23 protein-coding genes and 1 pseudogene are annotated in these 25,032 nt (G+C 60.1%); 10 read left to right on the top strand and 14 right to left on the bottom strand.

Annotated elements, in window-relative coordinates; translation table 11 throughout:
• Nucleotides 1–11: 11 nt before the first annotated feature.
• A complete protein-coding gene (locus IE061_RS02150) occupies nucleotides 12–1,331 on the bottom strand; it encodes an NAD(P)/FAD-dependent oxidoreductase (RefSeq protein WP_193460848.1) in 1,320 nt (439 codons plus the stop codon).
• A gap of 651 nt (nucleotides 1,332–1,982) precedes the next feature.
• Here IE061_RS02150 and IE061_RS02145 point away from each other — a divergent pair.
• The 4 genes from IE061_RS02145 to arfA all read left to right on the top strand — a co-directional run bounded on the left by IE061_RS02145 (nucleotide 1,983) and on the right by arfA (nucleotide 6,265).
• Nucleotides 1,983–4,700: a nitrate reductase gene (locus tag IE061_RS02145; protein ID WP_193460847.1), complete on the top strand. Its 2,718-nt coding sequence runs from the start codon at nucleotides 1,983–1,985 to the stop codon at nucleotides 4,698–4,700.
• On the top strand, nucleotides 4,660–5,544 hold the full coding sequence (gene cobA, locus IE061_RS02140) for a uroporphyrinogen-III C-methyltransferase (protein WP_193460846.1): 885 nt from the start codon (nucleotides 4,660–4,662) through the stop codon (nucleotides 5,542–5,544). The genes IE061_RS02145 and cobA overlap by 41 nt, the downstream gene beginning before the upstream one ends.
• 96 nt (nucleotides 5,545–5,640) lie before the next feature.
• Nucleotides 5,641–5,973 carry a phospholipase D-like domain-containing protein gene (locus IE061_RS17930; protein WP_230478346.1) on the top strand — a complete coding sequence of 111 codons (333 nt, stop codon included), beginning with the start codon at nucleotides 5,641–5,643 and terminating at the stop codon, nucleotides 5,971–5,973.
• Nucleotides 5,924–6,265: an alternative ribosome rescue factor ArfA gene (arfA, locus tag IE061_RS18205; RefSeq protein ID WP_308429487.1), complete on the top strand. Its 342-nt coding sequence runs from the start codon at nucleotides 5,924–5,926 to the stop codon at nucleotides 6,263–6,265. The genes IE061_RS17930 and arfA overlap by 50 nt, the downstream gene beginning before the upstream one ends.
• A gap of 138 nt (nucleotides 6,266–6,403) precedes the next feature.
• Here the strand turns inward: arfA and IE061_RS02125 are convergent, their stop codons facing one another.
• The 3 genes from IE061_RS02125 to IE061_RS02115 all read right to left on the bottom strand — a co-directional run bounded on the left by IE061_RS02125 (nucleotide 6,404) and on the right by IE061_RS02115 (nucleotide 8,906).
• A complete protein-coding gene (locus IE061_RS02125) occupies nucleotides 6,404–6,643 on the bottom strand; it encodes a winged helix-turn-helix domain-containing protein (protein ID WP_230478366.1) in 240 nt (79 codons plus the stop codon).
• 90 nt (nucleotides 6,644–6,733) lie between these two features.
• Nucleotides 6,734–7,072, bottom strand: coding sequence for a hypothetical protein (locus tag IE061_RS02120; RefSeq protein ID WP_444542705.1), 339 nt, complete (start codon nucleotides 7,070–7,072; stop codon nucleotides 6,734–6,736).
• A 226-nt stretch (nucleotides 7,073–7,298) separates the two neighbouring features.
• On the bottom strand, nucleotides 7,299–8,906 hold the full coding sequence (locus IE061_RS02115) for a gamma-glutamyltransferase family protein (RefSeq protein WP_193460845.1): 1,608 nt from the start codon (nucleotides 8,904–8,906) through the stop codon (nucleotides 7,299–7,301).
• Nucleotides 8,907–9,009: 103 nt separating this feature from the next.
• Between IE061_RS02115 and IE061_RS02110 the strand changes: the two are divergent.
• Nucleotides 9,010–10,019: pseudogene (locus tag IE061_RS02110) on the top strand (IS630 family transposase).
• 24 nt (nucleotides 10,020–10,043) lie between these two features.
• On the opposite strand, the gene IE061_RS02105 reads toward IE061_RS02110, so the two are convergent.
• The gene (locus IE061_RS02105; protein WP_039176834.1) at nucleotides 10,044–10,574 is read right to left on the bottom strand and encodes a chromate transporter; all 531 of its coding nucleotides are present in this window, start codon (nucleotides 10,572–10,574) and stop codon (nucleotides 10,044–10,046) included.
• Nucleotides 10,571–11,128, bottom strand: coding sequence for a chromate transporter (locus IE061_RS02100; protein ID WP_193460844.1), 558 nt, complete (start codon nucleotides 11,126–11,128; stop codon nucleotides 10,571–10,573). The genes IE061_RS02105 and IE061_RS02100 overlap by 4 nt, the downstream gene beginning before the upstream one ends.
• Nucleotides 11,129–11,343: 215 nt before the next feature.
• On the opposite strand from IE061_RS02100, the gene IE061_RS02095 reads away from it, so the two are divergent.
• A complete protein-coding gene (locus IE061_RS02095; protein ID WP_193460843.1) occupies nucleotides 11,344–12,012 on the top strand; it encodes a GntR family transcriptional regulator in 669 nt (222 codons plus the stop codon).
• A gap of 86 nt (nucleotides 12,013–12,098) precedes the next feature.
• Complete coding sequence (locus IE061_RS02090; RefSeq protein WP_193460842.1) at nucleotides 12,099–12,686, top strand: DUF1415 domain-containing protein; 588 nt, start codon at nucleotides 12,099–12,101, stop codon at nucleotides 12,684–12,686.
• Here the strand turns inward: IE061_RS02090 and IE061_RS02085 are convergent.
• Nucleotides 12,664–14,319: a sensor domain-containing diguanylate cyclase gene (locus tag IE061_RS02085; RefSeq protein ID WP_193460841.1), complete on the bottom strand. Its 1,656-nt coding sequence runs from the start codon at nucleotides 14,317–14,319 to the stop codon at nucleotides 12,664–12,666. The genes IE061_RS02090 and IE061_RS02085 overlap by 23 nt on opposite strands.
• Nucleotides 14,320–14,517: 198 nt before the next feature.
• On the opposite strand from IE061_RS02085, the gene IE061_RS02080 reads away from it, so the two are divergent.
• Nucleotides 14,518–14,664 carry a hypothetical protein gene (locus IE061_RS02080; RefSeq protein WP_193460993.1) on the top strand — a complete coding sequence of 49 codons (147 nt, stop codon included), beginning with the start codon at nucleotides 14,518–14,520 and terminating at the stop codon, nucleotides 14,662–14,664.
• A gap of 19 nt (nucleotides 14,665–14,683) precedes the next feature.
• On the opposite strand, the gene IE061_RS02075 is transcribed toward IE061_RS02080, so the two are convergent.
• A complete protein-coding gene (locus IE061_RS02075) occupies nucleotides 14,684–15,190 on the bottom strand; it encodes a GNAT family N-acetyltransferase (protein WP_016914705.1) in 507 nt (168 codons plus the stop codon).
• 83 nt (nucleotides 15,191–15,273) lie between these two features.
• Between IE061_RS02075 and IE061_RS02070 the strand changes: the two genes are divergently transcribed.
• Nucleotides 15,274–15,906 (top strand): LysE family translocator, encoded by a 633-nt coding sequence (locus tag IE061_RS02070; protein ID WP_193460840.1) that lies wholly within the window; start codon nucleotides 15,274–15,276, stop codon nucleotides 15,904–15,906.
• 19 nt (nucleotides 15,907–15,925) lie between these two features.
• On the opposite strand, the gene IE061_RS02065 is transcribed toward IE061_RS02070, so the two are convergent.
• From IE061_RS02065 to IE061_RS02040, 6 genes are all read right to left on the bottom strand, one after another.
• Entirely contained in the window at nucleotides 15,926–16,924 is a 999-nt protein-coding gene (locus IE061_RS02065) for an LLM class flavin-dependent oxidoreductase (protein ID WP_193460839.1), read from the bottom strand.
• Nucleotides 16,925–17,034: 110 nt separating this feature from the next.
• The gene (locus IE061_RS02060; RefSeq protein WP_193460838.1) at nucleotides 17,035–18,309 is read right to left on the bottom strand and encodes a nitrate regulatory protein; all 1,275 of its coding nucleotides are present in this window, start codon (nucleotides 18,307–18,309) and stop codon (nucleotides 17,035–17,037) included.
• A gap of 73 nt (nucleotides 18,310–18,382) precedes the next feature.
• Nucleotides 18,383–19,735, bottom strand: coding sequence for a NarK family nitrate/nitrite MFS transporter (locus IE061_RS02055; RefSeq protein ID WP_193460837.1), 1,353 nt, complete (start codon nucleotides 19,733–19,735; stop codon nucleotides 18,383–18,385).
• A gap of 333 nt (nucleotides 19,736–20,068) precedes the next feature.
• A complete protein-coding gene (locus tag IE061_RS02050; RefSeq protein ID WP_193460836.1) occupies nucleotides 20,069–21,088 on the bottom strand; it encodes a patatin-like phospholipase family protein in 1,020 nt (339 codons plus the stop codon).
• Nucleotides 21,089–21,177: 89 nt separating this feature from the next.
• Nucleotides 21,178–22,278 (bottom strand): CZB domain-containing protein, encoded by a 1,101-nt coding sequence (locus IE061_RS02045; protein ID WP_193460835.1) that lies wholly within the window; start codon nucleotides 22,276–22,278, stop codon nucleotides 21,178–21,180.
• Nucleotides 22,279–22,425: 147 nt separating this feature from the next.
• A complete protein-coding gene (locus IE061_RS02040) occupies nucleotides 22,426–23,181 on the bottom strand; it encodes a murein L,D-transpeptidase catalytic domain family protein (RefSeq protein ID WP_096922452.1) in 756 nt (251 codons plus the stop codon).
• 170 nt (nucleotides 23,182–23,351) lie between these two features.
• Here IE061_RS02040 and IE061_RS02035 point away from each other — a divergent pair, with 170 nt between their 5' ends.
• Nucleotides 23,352–24,989, top strand: coding sequence for a L,D-transpeptidase family protein (locus IE061_RS02035; protein WP_193460834.1), 1,638 nt, complete (start codon nucleotides 23,352–23,354; stop codon nucleotides 24,987–24,989).
• Nucleotides 24,990–25,032 lie beyond the last annotated feature (43 nt).

Genomic DNA, 25,032 nt, shown 5'->3' with positions numbered 1-25,032 from the left:
ATTCACCATAGCTAAGCCGCCTCACGGGTGAGAGATAAAGGGGATGACAGGGTGTCGAGAGGGTTATCGAAATGGTTATCGAGCGCTGTTTGGGCATCGGTTGCGCCAAACAGCAACAGGTGGCGGCACGCGGTTAGGTCGGTCGCGGCCAGCGCCTGCTCGAAATACCAGGGGCCGTGGCGGGTATCGCCATACAGCACCGCGCCGATAAGGCGGCCTTGATGGAGCAGCAGGCGGCAGTAGTCGCCGGTTTCCGGGTCTTGGTAACGAAGCTCTTCGTGCTTAGCGGCGGCCTCGGTGGGGCCAAAGGCAAACAGGCTGACACCGCTGACCTTGAGTTTGGTGGCCACGGGGGCTTCTTGATACGCCGCTGGCGTTTCACCACACAGCACGGCAGCAAGCACCTCCACCTGCCGCCAAATGGGTTCCACCAGCCCGTAAGTGTGCTGCTCGAACTGGCAGCATTCGCCCAGCGCATAAATGTGGTCGTCTGAGGTGGTGAGGTGCCCATCCACCACAATGGCGCGGTCGAATATAAGCCCGCTTTGCTGGCCTAGCTCCGCATTGGGGGTAATACCCGCCGCGACAATCACGCTGTCGGCAGCTAGCTTCCGGCCATCGCTCAGTGTGACCGACTGCACCTGCCCGTGGCCGTTACCCTCCAAGGCAGCAAGCGATGCGCCGGTTTCAATGATGATGCCACGCTCGCGCAGCGTGGCTTCCAGCAATTGGGCGGCGGTGGTGTCTAGCTGGCGGTTCATCAACCGCTCGCTGCGCTGTAAAACGCTGACGGTGAGCGCGCTACCGCCCCGTTTGCGCAGCCCTTCAGCAGCTTCCAATCCAAGTAAGCCGCCGCCAATCACCACGGCGTTGCCGCCTTGCTGAGCAATAGCTTCTAAGGCGTCGGCATCGCGTAGGTCACGAAACGTATGAACACCGTCAAGCGTGATGCCAGGCACCGCTGGCAGCGTGGGGCGCGAGCCAGTGGCCATCACTAATCGGTCATAGCTTAAGATGTCGCCGCGATGCGTGAGGAGCAGGCGGCGTTCGCGGTCGATGGAGGTCACGCGGTCGCCAAGCGTCAGTGTGATGTTGTTATCGGCGTACCAGGAGGCGTCTTGCAGAGTGAGCGCCTCAGGCGCCAGCTCGCCCGCCAGTAAAGGAGAGAGCAAAATGCGGTTATAGGCAGGTACCGGCTCCTCACCCACCACTGTGATACGGCGGGGGCGCTGCGGATGGTTAACCAGCGCTTCAAGTAGTCGGTGGCAAGCCATGCCGTTACCGATAATGACGAGGTGTTCGTTCTGTGAGCACCGGGAAGCGGTTTCCATAGGTAGCTCCTGTGGTTGAAGCATATGTGGTTGAAACATAATGCTCAGCAAATAAAAAACGCCCCTGACACAGCCCTTTCAAGAAGGGGGTATCAGGGGCGTCGTTGCCCGTTGGCGTCGTTGATAACGCGCAGCAACCGCCGTTGGCTGCCGAACTGTCTTGTCTTATGGTGAGCAAAAAGCCCGCCAGCTTTTGCCGTCGGTGGATTTAATTCAGCCTAATCAGGGTATTAAGCGTTTTTGAGGAGGTGGCAGGCCGCTCATGGTTAGCTAGGCTTGCCCCACTTTGGTGCTTAAGCGGCGGTTAATGCACTCTCTTCAACCGCTTATTCGACAAAGAGCATTCCTTTGGCGAGGAGTAGAAATGCAGAGTGTGTTTTTAAGTTATTGTTTCTTAAATGCTTTAATGGTTATGGCGCAGCGTGGGCGCAGGGTTTGCAGTTATTCTAGTAACAAGTAACAACGGCTCAGTGCAGGGTCTTTGCCCATAACGATCACAACGACTAATTGCGTCGAATAATACCAACTGCAGCAAATCACTGATGAGTACGGCACCCGGTAAGCGGTGCCCCTGAGACAACGGCGTCCAGGCAGGCTTCTTTCGAGGCTGGCTTGGGCGTTTTTTGCTTTTTAACGCCGGAGGAAACTGCCATGCCACAGGCCAATCGGCTCGCCCGAACCACCTGCCCCTACTGCGGCGTCGGCTGCGGCGTGACTGCAACGCTTAAAAGCGGCCAGCTCATCGCCGTCAAAGGAGACCGCGAGCACCCAGCCAACTATGGCCGTCTGTGCGTGAAAGGCACCGCGCTGCACGAAACGCTGGGAGAGCAGGGGCGCTTGCTGAAGCCGCGCGTGGACGGCCAGGAGGTCTCTTGGGAGCAGGCGCTCACCACCACCGCCGAACGCTTGCAGGCGCAGCGCACTGCCCATGGCCCGCAGACGGTGGCAGCGTACTTATCCGGCCAGCTGCTGACCGAAGATTATTACGTCGCCAACAAGCTGTTCAAAGGTTTCTTGGGCACCCCGCATCTGGATACCAACTCACGGCTATGCATGGCGTCGGCCGTGGCGGGCTACAAGCGTGCCTTCGGAGCGGATGCCGTGCCCTGCCAGTATGAGGACCTGGAAGAGGCCGAGCTGGTGGTGCTGGTGGGCTCCAATCTGGCCTGGAATCACCCTGTGCTGTATCAGCGCCTGAAAGTCGCCAAGGAGCGTAATCCACTGATGCGCGTGGTGGTGGTGGACCCGCGAGTCACGGACACCTGTGATATCGCCGATCTGTACCTGGGCATCGCGCCAGGCAGCGACGCCTTTCTGTTCAACGGGCTGCTGGCCTGGATGGCGGCCCAGCAGAAGCTGGACGATGTCTATTTGCAGCGGCACACCGAAGGTATCGAGCAGGCGCTGGCCGCCGCCCAGCAGAGCGCCGGTAGCCTGCAAGCGGTTGCGAAGGCCTGCGACGTCGATGAAGAGCGGCTGGAGACCTTCTACTACTGGTTTGCCAGCCAGCTGCATGTGGTCACTCTGTACTCTCAGGGCGTCAATCAATCCTCCAGTGGTACCGACAAGTGCAATGCGATCATCAATTGCCACCTGGCGGGCGGCAAGATTGGCCTGCCAGGGGCCGGGCCCTTTTCGATCACGGGCCAGCCCAATGCCATGGGCGGGCGCGAAGTGGGCGGGTTGGCGAACCAGCTGGCGGCGCATATGGATTACCACACGCCCGGGGCACGCCAGCGTGTCAGCCGCTTCTGGTCCACGGAACACCTGTCAGCCTCGTTGCCTGACGGGCCGGGCCACAAGGCGGTGGAGCTGTTCGAGGCCATCGAGCGAGGCGACGTCACGGCGCTGTGGGTCATGGCCACCAACCCGGCAGTGAGTCTGCCGAACGGTGAACAGGTGCGTCGCGCCCTGGCCAAGTGCCCGCTGGTCATCGTTTCGGAGTGTGTGGCCCATACCGACCTGCTGCCCTTTGCCGATATCGTGCTGCCCGCGTCGGGTTGGTCGGAAAAGGATGGCACGGTCACCAACTCCGAGCGGCGCATTTCCCGCCAGCGGGGAATGCTGCCTCCGCCGGGCGAGGCTCAACACGACTGGTGGATCATCTGCGAGGTGGCCAAGCGGTTGGGGTTCGCAGAAGCGTTCGATTATGCCCACCCCTGGGAAATCTTCGATGAGCATGCGCGGCTTTCCGGCTATGAAAATAGCGGTGCCTCTGCGCGGTTGTTCGACATCTCAGGCCTGAGCGGCCTGGGCCAGGCGGCGTATGATGCGCTGGCCCCCATTCAGTGGCCGGTCACTCGGCAAGCGCCCCACGGCACCCCGCGGCTGTTCGTGGATGGCCAGTTTGCCACGCCCAACGGTCGTGCACGGCTGCTGCCGATCGATCCGCGTTTGCCCCAGCAGGCGCTTTGCGAGCGCTACCCGCTGCGCCTCAACACTGGCCGCGTGCGCGACCAGTGGCACACCATGACCCGCACGGCCCGTGCGCCTCGCTTGATGAACCATCGCGCCGAACCCTTCATCGAGCTGCATCCCGAGGACGCCGCCGAGCATGGGCTCGAAGCGCAGTCGCTGGCTCAGTTGAGCGCGGCCACGGGGGAGTATCGGGGGCGTGTGCGCCTTGCCCACGGGCAGCGGCGGGGGGAAGTGTTCGTGCCCATGCACTGGACCGACTGCTTTACGGGCCAGGGGCGCAGTGGCGCCTTGCTGCAAGGCATCACCGACCCGGTCTCGGGCCAGCCAGAATCCAAACAGGGCGCCGTGGCCCTGCGTCGGTTACCCATCGCCTGGCAGGCCACCTTGCTGGTGGCCCAGGCAGACGAGTCGCCCGCGTGGTGCGACAGCGATTATTGGGCGCGTATTCCCTTGTCAGGCTGTACGCGCTGGCAACTGGCGGGCTGCCAGCCGAGGGAGGATTGGATGGCCACGCTCGCCCACTGGTGTGGAACCCCGGCCTCGCTATGGTGTGAAGACGCCGCCACGGGGCGCTTGCGAGCAGCCAGCGTGATCGATGGGCAGCTGCGCTGGTGGCTGATGGTCGGGCCGCCTGACGAGCTGCCAGGGCTTGCCTGGTTGGCTGAAAGATTTACCGATACCGCGCTCTCCAACGCTCAGCGGCGACGCCTGCTGGCCGGTTGTGACGATGGCGCAGCGGATGCTGGCCCGGTGGTGTGCAGCTGCCATCAGGTGGGGCAGGCCAGCATCGTCAAGGCTATTCATCAAGGGGATACCAGCCTCGAGGCGCTGGGCGCACGGCTGGCCTGCGGTACCCAGTGCGGGAGCTGTATCCCTGAATTAAACGCGTTACTCGAACAGGAGCGGCCACATGCGCACACTCGCCAAGCAACTGACCCAGAAATGGCCTGAGGCCCTCATGCGTTTTGGCCTGCGGGCCCTGGCGCCGCTGCAAGACGACGCTACAGCGAGCGTTCGCTTGCCGCTCAGCGGCGAGTGCCGGGCAGGCACGGTTTACCTGGTGGGCGCTGGCAGCGGAGACGTCGAGCTGTTGACGCTGAAGGCGGCGCGGTTATTGATGCAGGCCGATGCCGTGGTCTACGACCGTCTGGTCGGGGATGACGTGCTGGCGCTGATTCCCCCAGGCACCGAGCGCTACTACGTCGGGAAAGCCCGAGGTCACCACAGCGTGCCACAGGCCGACATCGGCCATTTGCTGGTGTCACTGGCTCAGGCGGGCAAGTCGGTGGTGCGCCTGAAAGGCGGTGACCCGAGCGTGTTCGGGCGCATGGGCGAAGAGCTGGCAGCGCTGGCGCAAGCCGCGTTACCGGCACACATCGTCCCGGGTATTACCGCCGCGTCGGCGGCCGCGGCGGGAATGGGAATTCCTTTGACCGACCGCAGCCATGCCCAGCAACTGCGCTTCATTACCGCGCAGCTGTGCCGAGAAGGCGGCACCCCTGACTGGGCAGCGCTGGCCCGACAGGATGAAACGCTGGTGTTCTATATGGGGTTATCCAAGGTGGAGGCCATTTGCCACAGCTTGCGCCAGGCAGGACTGCCAGACACCTGGCCCATCATGCTGGTCGCCAATGCCAGCCAGCCCGACCAGCAATCGCTGACCGGCACCCTGGCGAGCATGCCTGGCCAATTGAGGGACCGGCCGCTGCCATCGCCTTGCCTGATCATGGTCGGCAGCGTGGTCAGCATGGTGGCCCACAGCCCTGCGGCCCGGGGGGCGACGTTGGCGCGCTGACGCTTTCTCTTCAGCGCTTTCTTGTTGACGCTTTGGCTGGTGTTCACTGGGGGGAGCTGCAATCATGAGCCACGCTTATGAGGCAGGGAGCCACTCTTGCAACGCCGCACTCGACTCGTTTTCTATACCAGCTGCGTAGTAGCCGCTCTCTTCATGGTGGGCAGCGTGCTGTATCACAATGCTCAGCCGTCACCCAAGCGGCTGCTGGAGCCCGTATCGATAGACATGAGCACGCAGGACGAGGCGTTCTACGAGTATCAGCCAGCCATGTATCACGCCAAGCTGATCAGTGTCGACGATCGCTTTGCCAGCATCGGGTCGACCAACCTCGACAATCGCTTGTTCAGGATCAACCAGGAAGGCAATCTCAACGTCTACGATGAGGAATTTGCCCGGTATGTGCGCCTGTTGGTGGGGGCGCATCTTTAGCAGCCATTTCCAGCAGACATTTCCAGTAGCGATTGCCGCTCCAGGGAACCAACCTGCCGCTTGTCTGTCCAGAAGCGGACCAATGCTCGTTTGCAAGTCCGAAGGAATTTACATAGGTAAACGTATGAAAAAGCGACACGGTATCAAGGACAATGCCTTGAAAGCACAGCTGCGAACACCCATGTTCAAACTGCAGCAGCAAACGCCCAAGAAGGGCAAGGGCAGCTACTCGCGTAAAGGACGGGGAAGGTTGACTCGATCAACCGACAGAGGGCATCGCCAAGCCGCTTGACGCAGGCAGTTTGGCGATGCTTTCCCCAAGCATCACTGCACACGCTGGCGCGTGATTGCAGACTCTCATCAGCTTCGCCGACCCAGGCACCTCGGGGTGTCGGTCGGCTTTTTTAACTGGCCACCTTCTCTACGGGTGTCATATGACAGGTCTCCAGGCGATAGCCTGACTGGTAGATACTGCGCAACCGAAGGCCGTGCGCCCATCCAGTTCCAGCTTGTGACGCAAACGGCTGACATGGGTATCCACCGTGCGGGTCGAGACATCCCCTTTGATCCCCCACACTAGTTCGAGCAGATGTGCACGGCTCAGCAACTCGCCGACTTTTGAGAAGAACAGCGTCGCCAGACGGTACTCTCGCTCGGTGAGCTCCACCATATGCCCATCGACACTGATCGTATTGCAGCAGCCCGAAGGTTTTAGTGACCAGTGCCAACGGGCGTGTCGAGGCCTCTCGGCGAGCGCGGGTCAGCTTGTCGTAAAGCTCCGAATCCTCAAACTGGCCCAGCGACAGCGTGCCCGCTTTTCCAGAATCATGACGTTCACTTTCTGGCCCAGCAATGCACGAAGTAGCGCCTGCTGCGCCGAGAGGCCCCGCTGAGCGAGCGCGATGAGGGCAATGGTCGCGCCTTCCAGCGCCACCAGGCCCAGCACGGGGGTAATGGCTTCCCAAAGGCTCGGCGCCTCGGAGGCTTGGTAAGCTTCCATGGCCGCCAGCACGCCATCCCCGATCAGTTGGCCAACGTAGGCCGCCACGGCCGGCAGTACACCCGCCACCAGCGTACACAGCGCAAGCCCCAGCATCATCCAGCGTGACGTCTCCTATACCAGGCGCAGGGCATGCTGGCTGTAACGAAAGACGTTGAAAAACCCGCTTGATAGCGCGGGAGAGGAGGAGGGGGCAGGTTTCATGGAGACATCGCTGGGTGGCCAGAAGAAGAAACATCGGTGCCCATGATGCGTGGATTTGCCTGCAAGAGCCAGCCCGCCCTGGGAAGGGCGGGTGGGCAAGAAGCGCCAACGCGGAAATGCGTTAGAGCGGCAGCACGGCGCCGTCGGTACGAGGCTCTGTGCCCCCCTGAAGCACCCCGGTGTCCGAGTTGCGCAGGATGATCTGGCCACGGCCAAAGCTGAGTGAGTCAGCGACCTTGACGATGTGGTGCCCTCGTCGTGCCAGCGCCAGGGCCAGGTGGTTGGGGAAGTCGGCTTCGACTTCGACGGTTTTGCCGGCGGTCCATTTCCAGCGCGGCATATCCAGCGCTGCCTGCGGGTTCAAGTGGTCTTCCAGCATGGCCGTGACGACCTGAACATGGCCCTGAGGCTGCATGTAGCCACCCATCACGCCAAACGGTCCTACCGCCTGATCACCCTTGGTGATGAACCCGGGAATGATGGTGTGATAGGTGCGCTTGCCCGGCGCCAGTGCATTGGCATGCTCGGGGTCCAGCGAGAAGGACCAGCCGCGGTTCTGCAGGCTGATCCCCGTACCCGGCACGACGATGCCAGACCCGAAGCCTTCAAAATTACTTTGGATGAAGGACACCATGTTGCCTTGATTATCAGCCGTTGCCAGATACACCGTGCCGCCTTTGATAGGATTACCGTGCACGGGATCCAGAGCATAATGCCCAATCGTGGCAGCACGCTGCGACAAATACTCACGAGCAAGCATTTGCTCTACGCTTGGGCGCATGCTCGAAGGCTCGGTGATATATTTCAGTCCGTCTACATAGCCAAGCTTGGTTGCTTCGATGCGTTGGTGCAGGGTTTCAATGGGATCATGGCGCTCATTGGAGAGCTGCTCCAGCATTCCCAGAGCTTGCAAGACGATCAAGCCGCTCCCATTGGGAGGAATTTCCCAAATATCGTGGCCCTTATAACGAACACTGACAGGCGTGATCCACTCAGGCTCAAAAGCAGCCAAATCCTCTTTGCGCAAAAAACCACCATGCTGTTGCGCGAAGTCGTCCATGGCCTCTGCCAAGTGGCCTTGATAGAAAGCGTTAGCTCGAGAGGCACCGATGGCCTTGAGCGTAGCGGCCATATCGGCTGATCGCCACACTTCACCGGCGTTGGGAGCACGGCCATCTGCAGCAAAGTGATCGAACCATGGCTGGAACTCTGGGGATGAGTATTGGCGATACCGCGATATCGCGCTTTGCCAGAGTTGACTCACGGTAGGGGAGATAGCAAAACCCTCTTCCGCCAGTTTTACGGCAGGAGCTAGCAGTTGCTCGAACGGCAGGGTGCCGAACCGCTCCGAGAGCGCAGCCCATGCTCCTGGTGCTCCGGGCACCGTGACGGGCGTCAATCCATGGGCCGGCATGGAATCGTGGCCAAGAGAGTTGACGGCATCGATTGTCAGCTTTTTTGGCGCAGGCCCGCTGGCATTCAAGCCGTGAAGTTCACCCTTGACCCACACCAGGGCAAAGGCATCACTGCCGATGCCGTTAGAGGTAGGTTCTACAACGGTCAAAGCAGCTGCGGTCGCAATGGCAGCATCAATGGCGTTGCCCCCTTGCTTCAATATGTCGACACCCACTTGGGCAGCCAGACTTTGGGAAGTGGCCACCATGCCATTCTTCCCATAAGTGACCGTACGTCGCGAGGAGGAAGGATAGTAGTGAGGATCCAGGTTCATGGTCGAGATTCCTTCTTGTAAGAATGACATGTACGGATGTTAAGTGCTTAATCTAATGTTTTCGTGTATTATCGATGCAAGGATCTCGGGCACGGATGGAACCATGGCAAGAAGGCGCTTTATTGTTCCACTTTCTGACTCTGAACAGCAGACGCTGACCTCCGCCTATCACCATAGCGAGAAGCGCGCTCTCCGTCGTCGTGCTCATGCCATCCTGTTAAGCAATCAAGGCCATACCATCAATCAAATCAGCGAGATACTGCAGGTTCGTCGCGATGCCGTATCACGATGGCTCAAGCAATGGGAAGCGTCGGGCCTTGATGGTCTAATCGATAAGCCGCGCAGTGGTCGAACGCCTGCCTTGGATGACAATGACCATCAGCGACTGCAGGAGCTGGTCGCAGAACAGCCCCATCAGCTCCGCTCCTTGCACGCCCGCTTTCAGGAGGAGACGGGGAAAAAGGTCAGCATGGTGACGCTCCGCAGGGCGCTTAAAAAAAATAGGCTCAGCTTCAAGCGTATTCGGCATTCATTGAAGGCACGCCGTGACGAAACTGATTTTCGCAACACTCAGGGCCTCCTCAAGGCGCTTCACCAGCGGGAAGACCAGGGCGAACATGAGCTCTATTACTTTGATGAATCAGGCTTTTCACAATCATCGTCGGTGCCATACGCGTGGAGCCCCATTGGTAAACCCTGCGAAGTGCCCGCCTACTCACATAGCCGAAGGCTGAACGTACTGGGATTTCTCAGCCGAGCAGGGAAGCTGATCTATCACACCGCCACCGAGTCCGTGACCACCGATACGGTCATCGACGCGTTTGACCATTTTGTAGCCCAGAAAGCCCCCGACACCTTCGCCGTGGTGGTGCTCGACAATGCCAGCATGCATCGCTCCAAGGCCTTCAGGCGGAAAATACTCGAGTGGATGTCGCATCGTGTTCATCTGGTCTACTTATCGGCTTACTCGAGCTGAATCTGATTGAGATTCTGTGGCGGCAGATGAAGTATGCATGGCTGCCGCTGAGTGCGTATCTTTCGTTTGATAACCTCTGTGATGAGGTACACCGGCTACTCGATGGCTATGGCACTGAGTGCGCGATTAAATTTTGAATAGGTACTTAGATCTCGATATCTTCAGCCCAGAAAGAGCCCTCCATAAACCAGTGCGCCGATGACAACGAAAGCGGGGTGGGTGTTGAATCGCACGAGGGCGATGGCCGCGACGATACCGATGATCAGGGTGTGAACGATGCCGCTACTGGCGGTGCTTTCCAGCAGGAAACTGAGCGTGAGCCACGCCATCATGATGGCAATGACCGGGCGTACCCACTGGCTCATGCGCTTGACCCTGGGCGATTCACGGTGGCGGTAGAGCAGCCCCAGTGCCCCGATCATCAGCAGCAGGGAAGGAACCACTGTCGCGGCCACGGCAACGGCGGCGCCTCCCAGGCCAGCGACTTCATAGCCGATATAGCCCGCCATCTTGGTGGCGATAGGGCTGGGAAGCGCGTTACCCAGGGCCAGGGTTTCGGCAAACCCCTGCGAACTCATCCAGCCGTAGCGGCCAACCACTTCTGCCTCGATGAGCGGGATGATGGCCGGCCCGCCACCGTAACCCACGATGTTGGGAATAAAGAACGCCAGAAACAGCTCCCAGTAGATCATGCGGCCTCCTTCGAGCGCGCTTGGCGGTTTGGCCGCAGCAGCGCTGCCAGCAGAATGGCGCCGATGACGAAGCCTGGGTGAACGCCAAGCCAGTAGATGACGCCACCCGCGACGACGGCCATGACAATACTGACCAGCCAGCCCAGCGCGGCGCGTGATTTATCGAAGAAATCCCAGGTGAGCTGGCCCATCATGACCATCACCACCGGGATCACGGCCTGGCCCATGCCCTGTATCCAGCCAATGTCGCGATAGCGACTGAAAGCACCCAGCATCGCGACCATGGCGATCAGCATGGGCAACACCACTGCCAGCACGGAGAGCACGCACCCACTGATGCCCGCCACGCGGTAGCCAATGTAGCCTGGCATCTTGGTGGCGATGGGCCCCGGCAGGGTATTGCCAATCGCCAGCACATCGGCAAACTCCTCGTCGGTGAGCCACTGATGGCGTGTCACGACTTCTGCATGCACCAGCGGTATCATGGAGGGGCCACCGCCAAAGCCAAAAATGCCTACCCTGAAAAAAGCCCAGAAGAGCGCGGTTTGTTTCATGTGTCGAACGCCTGTGTAAACGTCTTCGAGGACGGCGTGGCAACGGCCGAAGCGGGGTCGAATGGCATGCGGATGACTCTTTGATCGTTTGTAGGTTAAAAAATCGATTATCTTGTCTAAAATAGAATATAGGTGAGCCTGTCGAGGGGCGTCAACACTTGGTCTCATCATCTCCGCCAACCGATGCAGAGAAAAACCTGCCTGAGGACTCGGTAATGAACAAACATATTCAGCTCTCCGCAGAGAAAGTGCCTGGCTCCATTTACGACGTTTTGCGCCGTGATTTGGTCGCGGGGCGTTTTGCGGCAGGGGAGAAGCTGGCCATCAATACGCTCAAGGAGCAGTATCAGGTGGGGCTGAGCCCACTACGTGAAGCCTTGAACAAGCTGGCAGCCTATGGCCTGCTGATTCAGGAGAATCAGCGTGGTTTCAGAGTACCCAAGCTCTCCCGAGAAGAGCTGGACGACATTGCTCGCATGCGCACCGAACTCGAAGGCATGGCGCTGGAGCGTGCCATCGCCCACGGAGATGCGGTATGGGAGGCCGACCTGCTGGCGGCGGCACACCGCCTCAAACGCGCCGATCTCACGCTGGAAAACGTCGAAGAGTGGGAGCGGCTGCACACCCAGTTTCATCGTACGCTGGTGGCGCCCTGCGGTTCGGTGTGGCTGCTGCGCTTCATCGAGCAGTTGCACGACCAGTTCGATCGCTACCGTCGGCTAGGCCCGAAAATGCCCACCATCCGTCAGGAACTGGACGATCAGCACCATCAGCTGGTAGCGCTTGCCCTGAAACGTGATGCGGTTGCTGCGCGGGCATTAATGGACGACCATATCCACAAATCCTATGAAGTCGCGCTGGCGCGATACCACCAGCATGCCTGATGGCTGGGTCCCAAAAGAGTGTTAGGGATCGTTTTTAGGGATGGTTTTAGAGATAGTTTTTAGTAATCGTTTTTAGGAATAGCTTTATGGATACCGCTTCCTCTGCTTCGCATCACGCTGACGATGCCTTGGTCGTTGCCCAGACGCTCACTTGGGTGGCCAACTTCATCGTCGGGCACAATATCTGCCCCTTTGCCAAGCGTGAACTGGAGCGCGAGGCGGTGCGTGTGGAAGTCGTGCGCTCCAAAAAGGTGGATATTGCGCTGGAGGAGCTGGTCGCCGAGTTCGAGTGGCTGGATGCCCACTCAGAGGCAGAAACCAGCCTGCTGGTGTTTCCCACGCTGTTCAAAAACTTCGACCACTACCTGGACTTCGTGGAACTGGCGGAACAGCTATTGGAACAGCTGGGCTATGAGGGCGTGTATCAACTGGCGACGTTTCACCCCGATTACTGCTTCGCCGATGCCGACCCCGACGAGGCCGCCAACTACTCCAACCGTTCGCCGCACCCGATGATCCACGTATTACGTGAAGCCAGCGTGGAAAAAGCCATCGAGTTCTACGGCGATACGGCGGCCATTCCAGAACGCAACATCACTTACCTCACCGAGATGGGCACGGACGCGCTGGAGCAGCAGTGGCAGCGCTGTTTCACACTCCCGGTCGATAAATGACCAGGCGATGTTTGCCCTGATGCTTGGCCTGATACAGCGCGTTGTCGGCATGGCGTATGACCTGTTGAATGTCCATGCCATGTTCGGGCCACACCGCAGCGCCCAGGCTGCAACCGACTTGGGCGGTCATGTTGCCGGGCAGTTCGATAGGCAGTGCGATTTGAGTGAGTAAGCGCTGGCTTACTTCCTCGGCCAGAGAGTGACTGTTTTCTGGCGTGCTCTTGATGACCATGAGGAACTCATCGCCGCCCAGCCTGGCGATCACATCACCACTGCGCAGGGTGGTCTTCAAGCGCTGAGTGATTTCGATCAGCAATAGATCACCCGCATGATGCCCCAGTGTATCGTTGATGTTCTTGAAGCCGTCCAGGTCGAACATCAGCATGATCAGGTTCTGCTGTTGGCGCTGGGCTTCCGGCTGAGCATGTTGCAAGTACTGATTCAGAAAGGCGCGATTGGGCAGGCCGGTCAGTGGGTCGGTATTCACCAGGTCCGCCAGTTGATTGATGGTCTGGCGCTGGTCCTGCAGGCGCTCGACCATTTTGCGGATCGAGGTGGAGAGGCGCTCCAGCTCAGGTGAGCCCGTTTCGATCTCGATGGCACAGCGGCTTTGGGCGGTTTGAATATGATCGGCTGAACGGGCCAAGCGCGTTAACGGGGCCACCAGGCGTGCTGCAAAAATCCAGCCGATAATCGAGAACATCAGCGCCATCAGTAAACCGGCGCCTAGAATGAGCTCCTGTACCCGCGCCACAGGGGCAAAGGCCGTGTCCACCGGCTGACGGCTAATGGCGATCCAGCCCAAGCCAGGAAAGGCACCAAAGGCTTGGCTTGGTGCCATGCCGGTCATGTAATCTTCACCATCGGGCCAGGTTTCAATGTCCCAAGTAGCACTGGACATCGTGCCACTTGCCGAGGCAAACGTGAGCGTTTCGCCCAGCAGGTCAGAGGGCCCCAGAATCACAGAACCCTCTTCAGAAAGCAGTAGTAGCTCCGTTTGCTGCTCACGCAGGGCGGGGGTGAACATCGAGGCTTTTACCTGTGCCGCCCAATCCCAACTGAGGTGCACGGCCAAGACTCCAAGCAACTGGTCTTGCCTATTGAGCAGCGGTGCCGCGATATCCACGAATTTGATCGGCTCGCCGCTGGGGTTGGGCAGCAGTTGGGCCAGCAGGACAGCCTCATGTACGTCGCCAATCCAGAGGGCTTGTCGGCCTTCCATGAACACCGGTCGAGCCGCGATGGACTGGCCTTCGAGAATGCCCCCTGTGGCGGCGACAACGATTCCTTCCGCGTCGGTCACGCCAATCCATGAGGTCACCTCGTAGTTGCGCTGTAGCTGTTCGAGTTGGAGGCGGGTCAACGGGGCATCGGGATTCCCCATGGCGTCACGAATGCCCAGGAGCAACTGCACCTCCTTGATGCGAGCATCCATGCTGCGGCTCAACTTATCTGCCATTTGATACGCCGTGTTGGCACTGGCGTCACCAATCTGATGTTCCAGATGAAACGCGGCTTCGCGAGAGGCGACCCAGCTCAGCAACAGCGTGATGGTAAAGACGAGCGCCGTAATCAAGCCGATGATGCGTGTGCGAAGCGGCAGGCGGCGTAACGAAGTATAGGGTGTCGGCATGGGGAGGCCAGGGAGGCAGTCAGCAGCGGAAAAGGGCTACCCTATCGCAATTTTAATTTTTGTACGATAGAGCAGGGCAATAACGCAGGCCTACCTGGCCTGCGTCATGGGGTTATCGATAGCGCGATGCCGCTAGAGCGCCATCGGCAATGCGCGAAGAGATATCCTCGATCATGGTGCGAATCTCATGGCAAAGGCATGCCCACCCAAGTTCAGGTCGTCAAGAACCTGCGTTTCCCCGATACCAATATGCATACCGTGATGGGGAAGGAGGACATGCTGCAAATAGGCAAGCTGGAAGGCGTGGTTCACCCCCGTGAATACGGGATAGAGCTCAAATCGTAAGCATCCACCCGAAGTTGTACTAGGCATCTTTCACCAGCCGCTTGTGCATGACGTAGGTGTCCACCAGTCCCAGCGACGGATGGCGAAACGCCTGGGGTACGGTGCCGACAATGGCAAACCCCAGCCGCTGCCACAGGGCGACTGCGACGTGATTGCTGGCCACGACGGCATTGAACTGCATCGCCTCGAAGCCAGCGTCACCGGCCAGTACCTGAGAGTGTTCGCACATGGCGCGGGCCACGCCTTTGCCGCGTGCATGGGGTGTCACCATATAGCCGCAGTTGCAGACATGCTTGCCGGGGCCTGCGGCATTGGCCTTGAGGTAATAAGCCCCCAGCAGTTGACCTTGCTCGTCCTTGACGGCCAGGCTGTGCAGCGGCAGCGTACACCATAGGTGGTAGGCATCATCAAAGGTGATGTCGGGGTCTATCGCGTACGTTTCCTGTGCCGCTACAATACTCTGGAACGTTGGCCAGAACAGGGCGAAATCGTCGCGGGTCATCGGGGTAAATGCAAAACGCTGCATGAGTATTCCTGCATACAAGACATGGCATACGCTAGCATAAGCGGATGCCTGAAAGCGTCAACCGAAAGATGGGGAGCCGTCACATGACCCTCGAGAGTGCCCTGACCTATTTCGTGGCGATCTTCGTCTTCGCCATTACTCCTGGCCCCGGTATCTTTGCGCTGCTGGCCAAGGGGATGTCCCAAGGCGTGCGCGCCTGCTGGCCGCTGGCTGTGGGCATGACCGTGAGTGATGTCATCTATCTGATGCTGGCCTTCTATGGGCTGGCTGCCTTGGCAGAAAACTGGGGTGAAGCCTTCACCGTGTTGCGCTACGTGGGCGCGGCTTACCTGTTTTATCTGGGCTGGAAAATGTGGACGGCCAGCGTCACGCCCCCGAGCCTGGAAGGCGGTGCGCCCGTGGCGGCCACATCCGCTCGTGAGGCCCTCAAGGGGCTGACCCAAGGGTTCCTGATCTCGGCCTCCAACCCGAAGGTCATCCTGTTTTATATCGCGTTTCTACCCACTTTCATCGACCTGACCACGCTGAACCATGGCGACATGTTGCTGGTGGTTGGGCTTACCCTGGTGGGTTTGATGATGGGGCTGATGCTGGTGGCGTCGTTTGCCTCGTCGGCACGGCGCTTTTTCCAATCCGAACGCGCCCAGAAAGGCACCAACCGCACAGCAGGTTCCTTGATGCTGGCGGCGGGTGCTTTCTTGATTGCCAAAGGCTGAAGGTCACCAGGTGAACGTGTCAGGCGTCCTTGACGACTGACGCGACGATCTCATAACTGCGCAGGCGGTCCGCGTGCTGATAGAAGTCACTGTTGATCATCAGCTCGTTGGCCCCGGTACGTGCCTGGAAATCGGCCAGCTGCTCCTTGACCGTTTCAGGGCCACCAATGATGGCCGCGCCAAGAAACTGGGCGACCTGGGCGCGCTCCATGGGGCTCCAGTCCAGATGATCGACCGGGGGTTGTGACTGCGTCGGACGGCCGCGAATCAAATTGAGAAACTTCTGCTGGGCAGTTGTGGCCAGATAGTGGGCCAGGTCGTCGCTGTCGGCCGCCATCACGGGTAATCCTACCATGGCGTAGGGTTCTGCCAGATGCTCGGAGGGCTGGAATTGGTCGCGGTACAGGCGCAGCGCTTCGAAGAGATAGCCCGGCGCAAACTGCGCAGCAAAGGCGAAGGGGAGCCCTAGCCTGGCGGCCAATTGGGCGCTGTAGCCACTGGACCCGAGCAGCCAGATGGGCACATGGGTGCCCTGGCCCGGCACGGCCTTGACGGCTTGCTGGGGCTGGGCTTCGCCCAGGTAGCGGCGCAGCTCTTCCAGCTGTTCTGGAAAGTCATCGACACCCGACTGGGCGTGCCGCCGCATGGCACGCATGGTCGCGCCATCCGAGCCGGGGGCACGGCCCAGCCCCAGGTCGATCCGGCCGGGGTAGAGTGTCTCCAGGGTGCCGAACTGCTCGGCCACTACCAGCGGGGGGTGGTTGGGCAGCATGATGCCGCCGCTGCCAACGCGAATGGTGGACGTTTGCCCTGCCACGTGGCCAATCAGCACGGCCGTGGCGGCGCTGGCGATACCCGCAATATTGTGATGCTCGGCCAGCCAGTAGCGCTGGTAGCCCAGTCGCTCCGTGTGCTGGGCCAGGGCCACGCTGTCTTGAAAGGTCTCGGCGGCACTGCCCCCTTGACGAATGGGCGCCAGGTCCAGAACAGACAGCGCAGTGTTGGCAAGTTGGCTCATGGTGACACCTGCTTAAACGGTCATGGTCAAGCGGCTCGATTTATTAGCACGCTTTCGAACACACCGTTTATGCGGGTGCCCCTGGCAAATTGCAAGGTGCCAGACGGCCATCAATGGCGCTGGCGCTTGTCATCTTTACGCTGCAGCATCGCGGAAAGGTCGAGAATCGACTGAGCCATGTCGGCCATGCTACGGCTCTGGTCCATGGAGGTCTTGCGTAGAAAACGGTACGCCTCCTCTTCGCTCATGCCCTGGTGGGCCATGATCAGCCCCTTGGCACGCTCGATCAGCTTTCGTTCCCGCAGGGCCTTGCGGGTATTTTCCAGCTCGTCGCTCAAGCCCTGCAGCCGGCTGGACTGAGCCTGAGCCAGCTCGATCAGCGACCGGCTGAGCGGTGAGTGAAGCGCGCTGGCCGTCAGGTCGCCCAAGGATTGCGAGGGGGCCAGCATGAGCAGTTGTTCGCAGGGAGCGGGCAGCGGATGGCCCGGCGTGCTGGTGGCGTGTTCCAGGGCCCTGCGGGCCTCGGCGATTTTGAGATGGCACAGGGCGGTCAGCTGCGTGTTGAGCGTATCTTCCACTGCCTTGATGGTATCCAGCCGCAGCGTGGTGAGTTCGTACCAGGTTTCGCCCAGCGAGTCGCTGACGCCCATGGGCGCGTTGGCGCGCTGGCAGGCGATATCGCGAAGCTCGCGGATGCCCGCCAACGTCTTGGGCGAAAGCGCCTGCTGCCAGGTGGCCAACGCCTCGGCGGTGGCAAATTCGGCAAAGGTGTCGAAACAACGCTGCTGCGCGGCCATCAGCTGGTTGAGCAGTTCACGGTGCGCGTCATCGAAGTGCCCCAGGGTAAACCCGAAGGCGCCGCAGGCGCGCTCTTGCCCGGCCAGCTCCTTGCCCTGCATCAGGTGGAAGATGGCCACCAGTGCCCGCGTAATGTCGGGGTCTACGGCCGTGTCGGCGGCTTCGAAAACGATGGCCAGCAACCCGCTGATCAAGTGGTTGAACGCCTGCGTGGCCGCATCCGGCGAAATCGTGAACTGATCGATGGCGCGGCGCAGCGCCGGAAGTTCATCCAGGGCTTGCCACACACCCGCTATGCGGCGAAGCAGCCTGGCCTCTGCCTGTGAGCGAACTTCCTGGCCCAGCGCTTCCAGCCGCTGGCGCATGGCCGCCTCGGCACTTTGGCTATGTTCGAGGTAGGTGGCGCGGCGTGCCTTGAAGCGCTTCCCCTGGGAAGCCAGATAAATGGTCGAAGCGCCCCGTTCGCGCTGCAGAACGTGGATGAACTGACTGATATCGCTGACGATATCGGCGGTGGTGGCCAAATGATGAAGGTTGTCGATATCACAGCGCAGCGCGGTCAAAAGTAGCTGTTGGGCAGAAGACATAATAGTTCCTTGTTACTCGCCGCCTGAAAAGACGGCGCCTCACTGGATGACCAGAGACGCGCCTGCTTAACTGCTAGCGTAAAGAGAGAGCGCCCTGTTCATGACGATCACCGGCGGCCTCACGGTAGGCCTTGGCTTCCTCGGCCTCGGTGGCATCGCTAAAGCGTACCACCAACACGCAAGAAGCCAGCAGCAGTACGGTAATGCCCAGATAAAAGAGCCCTTGCTGGTAGCTGAGGCTTTCATTGCGAAACAAGAACGCGGCGGAGACGGCGCCAATGTTGCCCCCAGCGCCAACGATGCCGGCCACGGCTCCCAGCGCCTTCTTGTTGATGAAGGGGACGACCCCGTAAGTGGCACCCTCCGCCATCTGCACGAACAGGCTGAACACCAGCATGATGCCAATCGCCATGCTGAGCACGTGCATCTGCGAAAACGCAATCAGCGCAATGCCTTCGCAGATCAGAGCAATGAAGAGCCAGCGCACACGCCCCTTGAGGCCCGACTGTTTGGCGAACAGATCGGAAAAGACGCCGCCCAGAGTGCGGGCAAAGATATTCATCAGCCCGAACAGGCCCGCAATGAGCCCCGCCGTGGCCAGAGTGAGATCAAAGGTATCGAAAAAATAGATGGCGGCGATGTTGTTGATGGTCAGCTCTACTCCGAAGCAGAGCCCGTACACTACAAACAGCGCCCAGACACGAATATCCTTGGCGGCAGCCATGAAACTTTGCGCGGCGCCATATTCGCCGCTGGCTTCCGGTAGCTCGCCGCGGGCGCGCAGCTCGCTGAAATTGCCATCCGGGGCATCCTGGGTAAAGTACCAATAGGCGATACCCGTCAAAAACAGCACGACCCCTGGTACCAGCATGGCAAGCCGCCAGCCCAGCGCTTCGTTGACGCCCAGCATGAGTATTCCAGAGAAGATGAGCGGCATCAGGATTTGCGTCGTACCGCCCCCCAGGTTGCCCCATCCGGCGCTGGTGGCATTCGCGGTGCCCACCACATTGGGGGCGAACATCATGGTGGTGTGGTACTGGGTAATCACGAACGAGGCGCCAATGGCACCAATGGCCAGACGAGCCAGCAGAAAGGTTTCAAAGCTGTTGGCCAGGCTGATCCCCATGACGGGAATGGAGCCCAGCAGCAGCAAACCCGTATAGGTCTTGCGCGGCCCGATGCGGTCGCAGAGCACCCCGATCAGCAGCCTGACCACCACGGTGATCGCCACGGACGCAATGATGGTGTTGCCAATTTGGGTTTGGGTCAGTGATAGGTCTTCACGCACGACAGCCATCAGCGGGGCAATGCCGAACCAGCCAAAAAAACAGATATGAAAGGCAAACCAGGACATGTGGAATGCCCGCATCTGCGGCGTGGAGAAATTGAGCAGCCGAATACGATTGGCTTTGTGGCGGATATTCATGGGTGGCCTCGATGAGCATGGAACGAGTTCGTCAACGCACAACGCCAAGGGCGCTGCACAGAGACGGGAACATGCCTTCATCGTTGAAGGTCAGGTTCGACGCACTCGTACCCGGCTGGGCCTGGTCCACGCCTATAACACTGGAAATCACCAAGCAAATAATTCGCCACTAGCCATTTTTTAAATATAAAACATTGGTTTAATGAATAACGATGGGTGCGCTGGGGGGGTGGTGCCAAGGGGAGGGAGCAGGGGCGCACTCGATTGGGGCAGTAGCGCCGAGTCGAGTGCGCCAAGTTGGCGCAATATCAGAGGGTGCCTGCTCTTGAAGGACTAGCCATGCAGGTACACGGCGTCGATATCTAGCGTCGAGCGCTCACCAATCGCCTCGAAGTGCTCGTTGAGCCATAGCTCTGCAGCCGCTTTGCCCTGGTCGAACAGGTGGCACAGGAACGGCCATTCGGCATTGAGCTTACTGGATACCGACAGGCTCTCCAGTGCCTTGTCGCCACTGATGCGATGAAACAGAGCCTGCTGGTAGCAGTTTTCGATGCCTTGCTCCTCCAGTGCATGCTTGAGCAGGGCAATCATGCGGACTTCCTTGATCAGCGCAGCGTTGAAGGTGATCTCGTTCAGCCGGTTCATGATGGCCGAGGCCGTGGTGGGCAGCTCATCGCGGCGGATGGGGTTGATTTGTACCAGCAGTATGTCGCGCGCGCTGCACTCTTCCATCAAGGGAAACAGTGCGGGGTTACCCATGTAGCCGCCATCCCAAAAGGCTTCGCCGTCAATTTCGACGGCCTGAAACATGAACGGCAGGCATGCCGACGCCATGACGGCATCGACGCTCATCTCTTCACGACGAAACACGCGCTGCTTGCCGGTACGGACGTTGGTCGCCGCGACGAAGAGTTTCAGCTGGTCGCACTGGCGCACGCGGTCGAAGTCGATATGCGACGCCACGATGTCTCGCAAGGGGTTCAGGTTCAGCGGATTGAGCTGATAAGGGGAAACCAGACGAGTCATCAGGTCCATGGCGACATAGCCCGGTGAATTATCCAGGCTCCAGTTGCCGATCAGTACGTCCATGGGGGAGCGGCGGATGGGGCTCGCCATGCCGGCTCGGCTGACGGCTTTCCAGAAATCTCGCAACGCTTGCCGAGCCGTCTCCTTGCCGCCCCGAGTCAGCGCGTCGGCCATGACGACGCCGTTCATGGCCCCCGCGCTGGTGCCGCTGATGCCCTCGATGTCGATTCGGTCATCTTCGAGTAGTCGGTCCAGCACGCCCCATGTATAAGCGCCGTGAGCACCGCCGCCTTGAAGCGCCAGGTCGAGCTTTTTTGCTGATGCCATGTGATCCTTCCCATAGTGGCTAATAACCTGCCCCTAAGCATGGCATAAATGAGCACGTTCGGTAGCCTGGCTATCCACGCTGGGATCGATTATGGCATTCCCGTCAATGGCGTAGGGGAGGGCAAGGGCGTGTCATAGACCGCTTCTTCCATGAGCCGATCCAGCTGTTCGGCCAACGTGATACTCGCTTCTTCCATGAGGGCCAGAGCGGCCAATTGCCCCGTGTGGTCCCCCTGCCTGGCCAGCCGCAGTGCTTCCAGGCCGCTTTCGTGGAAGCGCCGGTGCGGGACGGCCAAGGCGCGGTAGGCGTCCATCCGCTGATAGCGCTGGCCTTCGCCCGTAAAGTACCAGCAGCCCAAGGCGCAGTGCTGGTGGTCGCTCGGGTGTTCATCGACACTGGCTGACAGCAGTTGATGGTAGATATGACTTTTCCAGACGGCGTGTTCCAGCTTGGCGGCCTCCAGACAAGCCGTGGTGGTGCCGTGATGTATGACTTTATAGAGATGCCGAGCACGGTCACTGAGCTGTGTGATCACACGCTCGGCTGTGTCGGCCGTGCAGGCCAGGGCATTGGCTACTTCCCGCTGATGGGCAAGTACTCGGGCGTCCTCTTTCAGGCTGTGGCCTGCCTGCTCCAGCCATTGCTCCAACTGCTGGGCAAGCCGCTGAGTTTGCTCGGAGATATGCTGTATGTCCTGAGCAATCACCGGCCATATCGGCGTTGGCTGCGTTGAGGCAGGGTGATGGGCTGCTTCCAGTGAGGCGTTGACCGATAGAGCATGAGCATGACCAGCGCTGCGCGCCAGTTCCACCGCAATCTTGCGCAGGGACTGGAGTGCGGCTTCGCTGGCAAACGGCGCGGCATAATGCGCATCGGCCTGCGCCAGGCGTTGCCGCTGTTGGTGCAGTGTCTGGGTTGTCTGTTCGGCCACATGAAGCTGCTCGAACATATCGTTCAGCGTGGCTCGCTCACTGGCGAGCTGTTGAGCATGATCGGCAGCCCCTTTGCTGAGAGACTCCAGCATGCGAGCCCCTTTGGTTTGCAGCAGGCTGATGGCTTCGAAAGGCGTCATCAAGCTGAGGGTGCGGCAGCTTTGAGCACTGCGAGCAATGGCCAGCTCGGCCCGCAGGGCGGCGTTTTCCTGTTCCAGACGACGGATGGTTTGGTAAGGGTGCATGAAGGCAAACATGAGACACCTGCCGTGCAATGGTTTGTGATCTTTTGTATCAAATTATTGCAGGAGATGGCCTGTTTGCCTGGGAAAAAGCGTGTCTCGCGATGAAAATCACGCTTTAGGCGCCATAAAGGAGTAAGCGGGTCGTCTGGCCGTAACGGGTTATCTCATCTGTGCGAGCTGCAGGTGGTCATCTTGGCCGCAGCGCAGGAAGGAAGAGGTCGCCAGCCACTCTTCATCGGGATAGTAGGCAAATACGTACTGCTCTTCCTTGAGGCTGTCGATAAGCGGGTAGGTGATGTCTTCGCGAACGGCAGGGCAGCCATGGCTACGCCCGAGTCGTCCCGTCTGGGCTATGAACTCTTCGCTCACATACTCTGCCCCGTGAATCACGATCGCGCGTTGGAAAGCGAGGTCGTTCACCTCTGGCTCCAGGCCCTCCAGGCGCAGCGAGTAGCCATTGCGCCCGTAATAGCTGTTCATGGTGCGAAACAGCCCAATGCTGGATTGAAAGCTTTCCGGGACGTTCGAAAACACTTCTGCCACGGCATCACCCGACCCTCGGCCATGGGACACCAGCTCTTCGAACAGCAAGGCGTGCTGGTGCAGGTCGAAGACCCACAAGCGAGGCTCCGTGGAGGGCAGCGAGTAGTCGATGACGGCCAGGCGCTCGGCGTAGGGGTCGGCACAAGCGATGGCTTGTGCGGCCAGGCGGAGCGCCTCACCGGAGGCGCCAGGCGCCAGTTGTTGCAACTGATGATGAAGGGGCGACACGCCGATGGGGGGCTGGGAAGAGACCTGGGTATAAAAGCTGGCAGCCTGGAGTGGAGAAGCGCCAAGTAACAGGCTCGTGGCGGTCATCAGGGTCAAAAAACGGGGGGTATCAGAGCGGAAACGGGTATACAAGCGTGAGAGCATCGAGTGTCATCCTGCCAAAAGTGCGATAAGCCCCCACCAGAAACGACCACGAACAGGCGCAAGCAGCTATGCTGAAAGGGAGCGTCAGGCTATTCGGTCGGTAATGGGAACTGCCGATATCATTGGGCATCAGCGCCGTACAGCGCTGCATCATAACGCAAGGAGAGGCGATGAACGATCATCCGCGACTAAGACAATGGGCGATAGGCGCTCTGCTTGGCCTTGTCCTGCCCGGCCCCTTGCTGGCGGTGGCAGCGGAGCCTGCTCCCCCTGGGATGCAACAAGCCTTGTCACAGCAGGTCGAGCGGGCAGGGGAGTCGCTGCCGGTGGCAGCGTTTTATCAGCTCAATGGCGGGCAGCCGGTATGGCAGGATGAAGCCCGCGTGGTGGCCCTGGTGCAGGGCCTGAATAGCTTGCTGGATGATGGCCTGACACCCGAGGATTACCGTGCGACGACGCTGCTGGAGGAGTTCCGTGCCAGCCGCGAATGGGACGCTGCCGCCCAGGCACGCTTCGATGTCGATGCCACCCGAGCCCTGTTGCTGGCGCTGGAGCATCTATCGTCGGGCAAGGTCAATCCTCGGCAGGTCGAACCTGGCTGGGATGCCTCGCGCCCAGAGCGCAGTTATGCGCTGCCTCGGGTACTGAGCGCCGTGGAGCGCCACGATGTCGAGTCGGCGCTGGCCATGGCCCGGCCCAGCTCACCCGAGTACGCCCAGCTTCGTCAGGCATTGAGCACCTACCGTCACTTGGCTGAGCAAGGCAGCGTGCCTTACCTGCCCGGCAGAGAGGTTTCGCTGCGCCCCGGCGACCGAGACCCGGATGTGGTCACGCTGCGCCAACGACTGACCCTGTGGGGTGCCTCGGGGCTGTTGGGAGCCGACAGCGGCGCCTACCCGATGATTGGCGTGCAGGGGGCGCAGCGTGACCAGCAGCTGTTCGATGACACCCTGGTGCAAGCAGTGAAGCATTTTCAGCGCCGCCACCAGTTGCAGGAAGATGGTGTCGTGGGGGAGCGTACCCGGCTGGCGCTGAACATGCCGGTGGCTTCACGGGTCGATCAGTTGCGGGTCAACCTGGAACGTGCGCGCTGGATACGCCCCTCCTTGCAGCGCGAGCCTCGGGTGTGGGTCGATATTGCGGGCTACCGGCTGCATTATTTGCGGCCTGACGGTCAGCAGTGGGATGCGCGAGTGGTTGTGGGCACACCGCGTCGTGAAACGCCGGTCATTCACTCCACGATCAGTCATCTGACCATCAACCCCAGCTGGACCATACCGCCTACCATCATGCGGGAAGACGTGTTGCCACGGGTACGTGAGGATGTCGGTTATCTGGCCCAGCAGAACATCCAGGTGTTGAGCCCCTCAGGAGAAGCGCTGGATGCCCAGAGCATCGATTGGCAGCGCCCTGGAGGCGTCATGCTGCGTCAGGTGGCGGGTAGCCGTAACCCTCTCGGGAGGGTCGTGGTACGCTTTCCCAATAACGACATGATTTATCTGCACGACACGCCGGCACGCGGCTTGTTTCAGCGGGATCAACGGGCGTTGAGTTCTGGCTGCGTCAGGGTGGAAGGCGTGGCGGAGTTCGCCCAGATGCTGCTACAGGACAGCGGCAGTCGTCATCAGCTCAATGCGCTGATGAACAGTGGGCGCAGCGATCAGAACGTCAACCTGCCTCAGCGCATTCCCGTGGCGCTGCATTACCTCACCGCCTGGCCCAACCCCCAGGGGGAGGTAGAGTTTCGAGATGATATCTACCGCCGAGACCCGGCACTGCTATCGGCGCTCTCCGCACGCGACGCCTGATCCCCTCTTCCACGTATGCTACATAAGCGACAGGCCGCCCCTT

This window comes from Vreelandella hamiltonii (assembly GCF_014651795.1).
GTDB classification, from domain to species: Bacteria; Pseudomonadota; Gammaproteobacteria; order Pseudomonadales; family Halomonadaceae; genus Vreelandella; species Vreelandella hamiltonii.
Note: the sequence above shows the minus strand (reverse complement) of the source record. Positions and strands in the feature narration are given on the sequence as shown.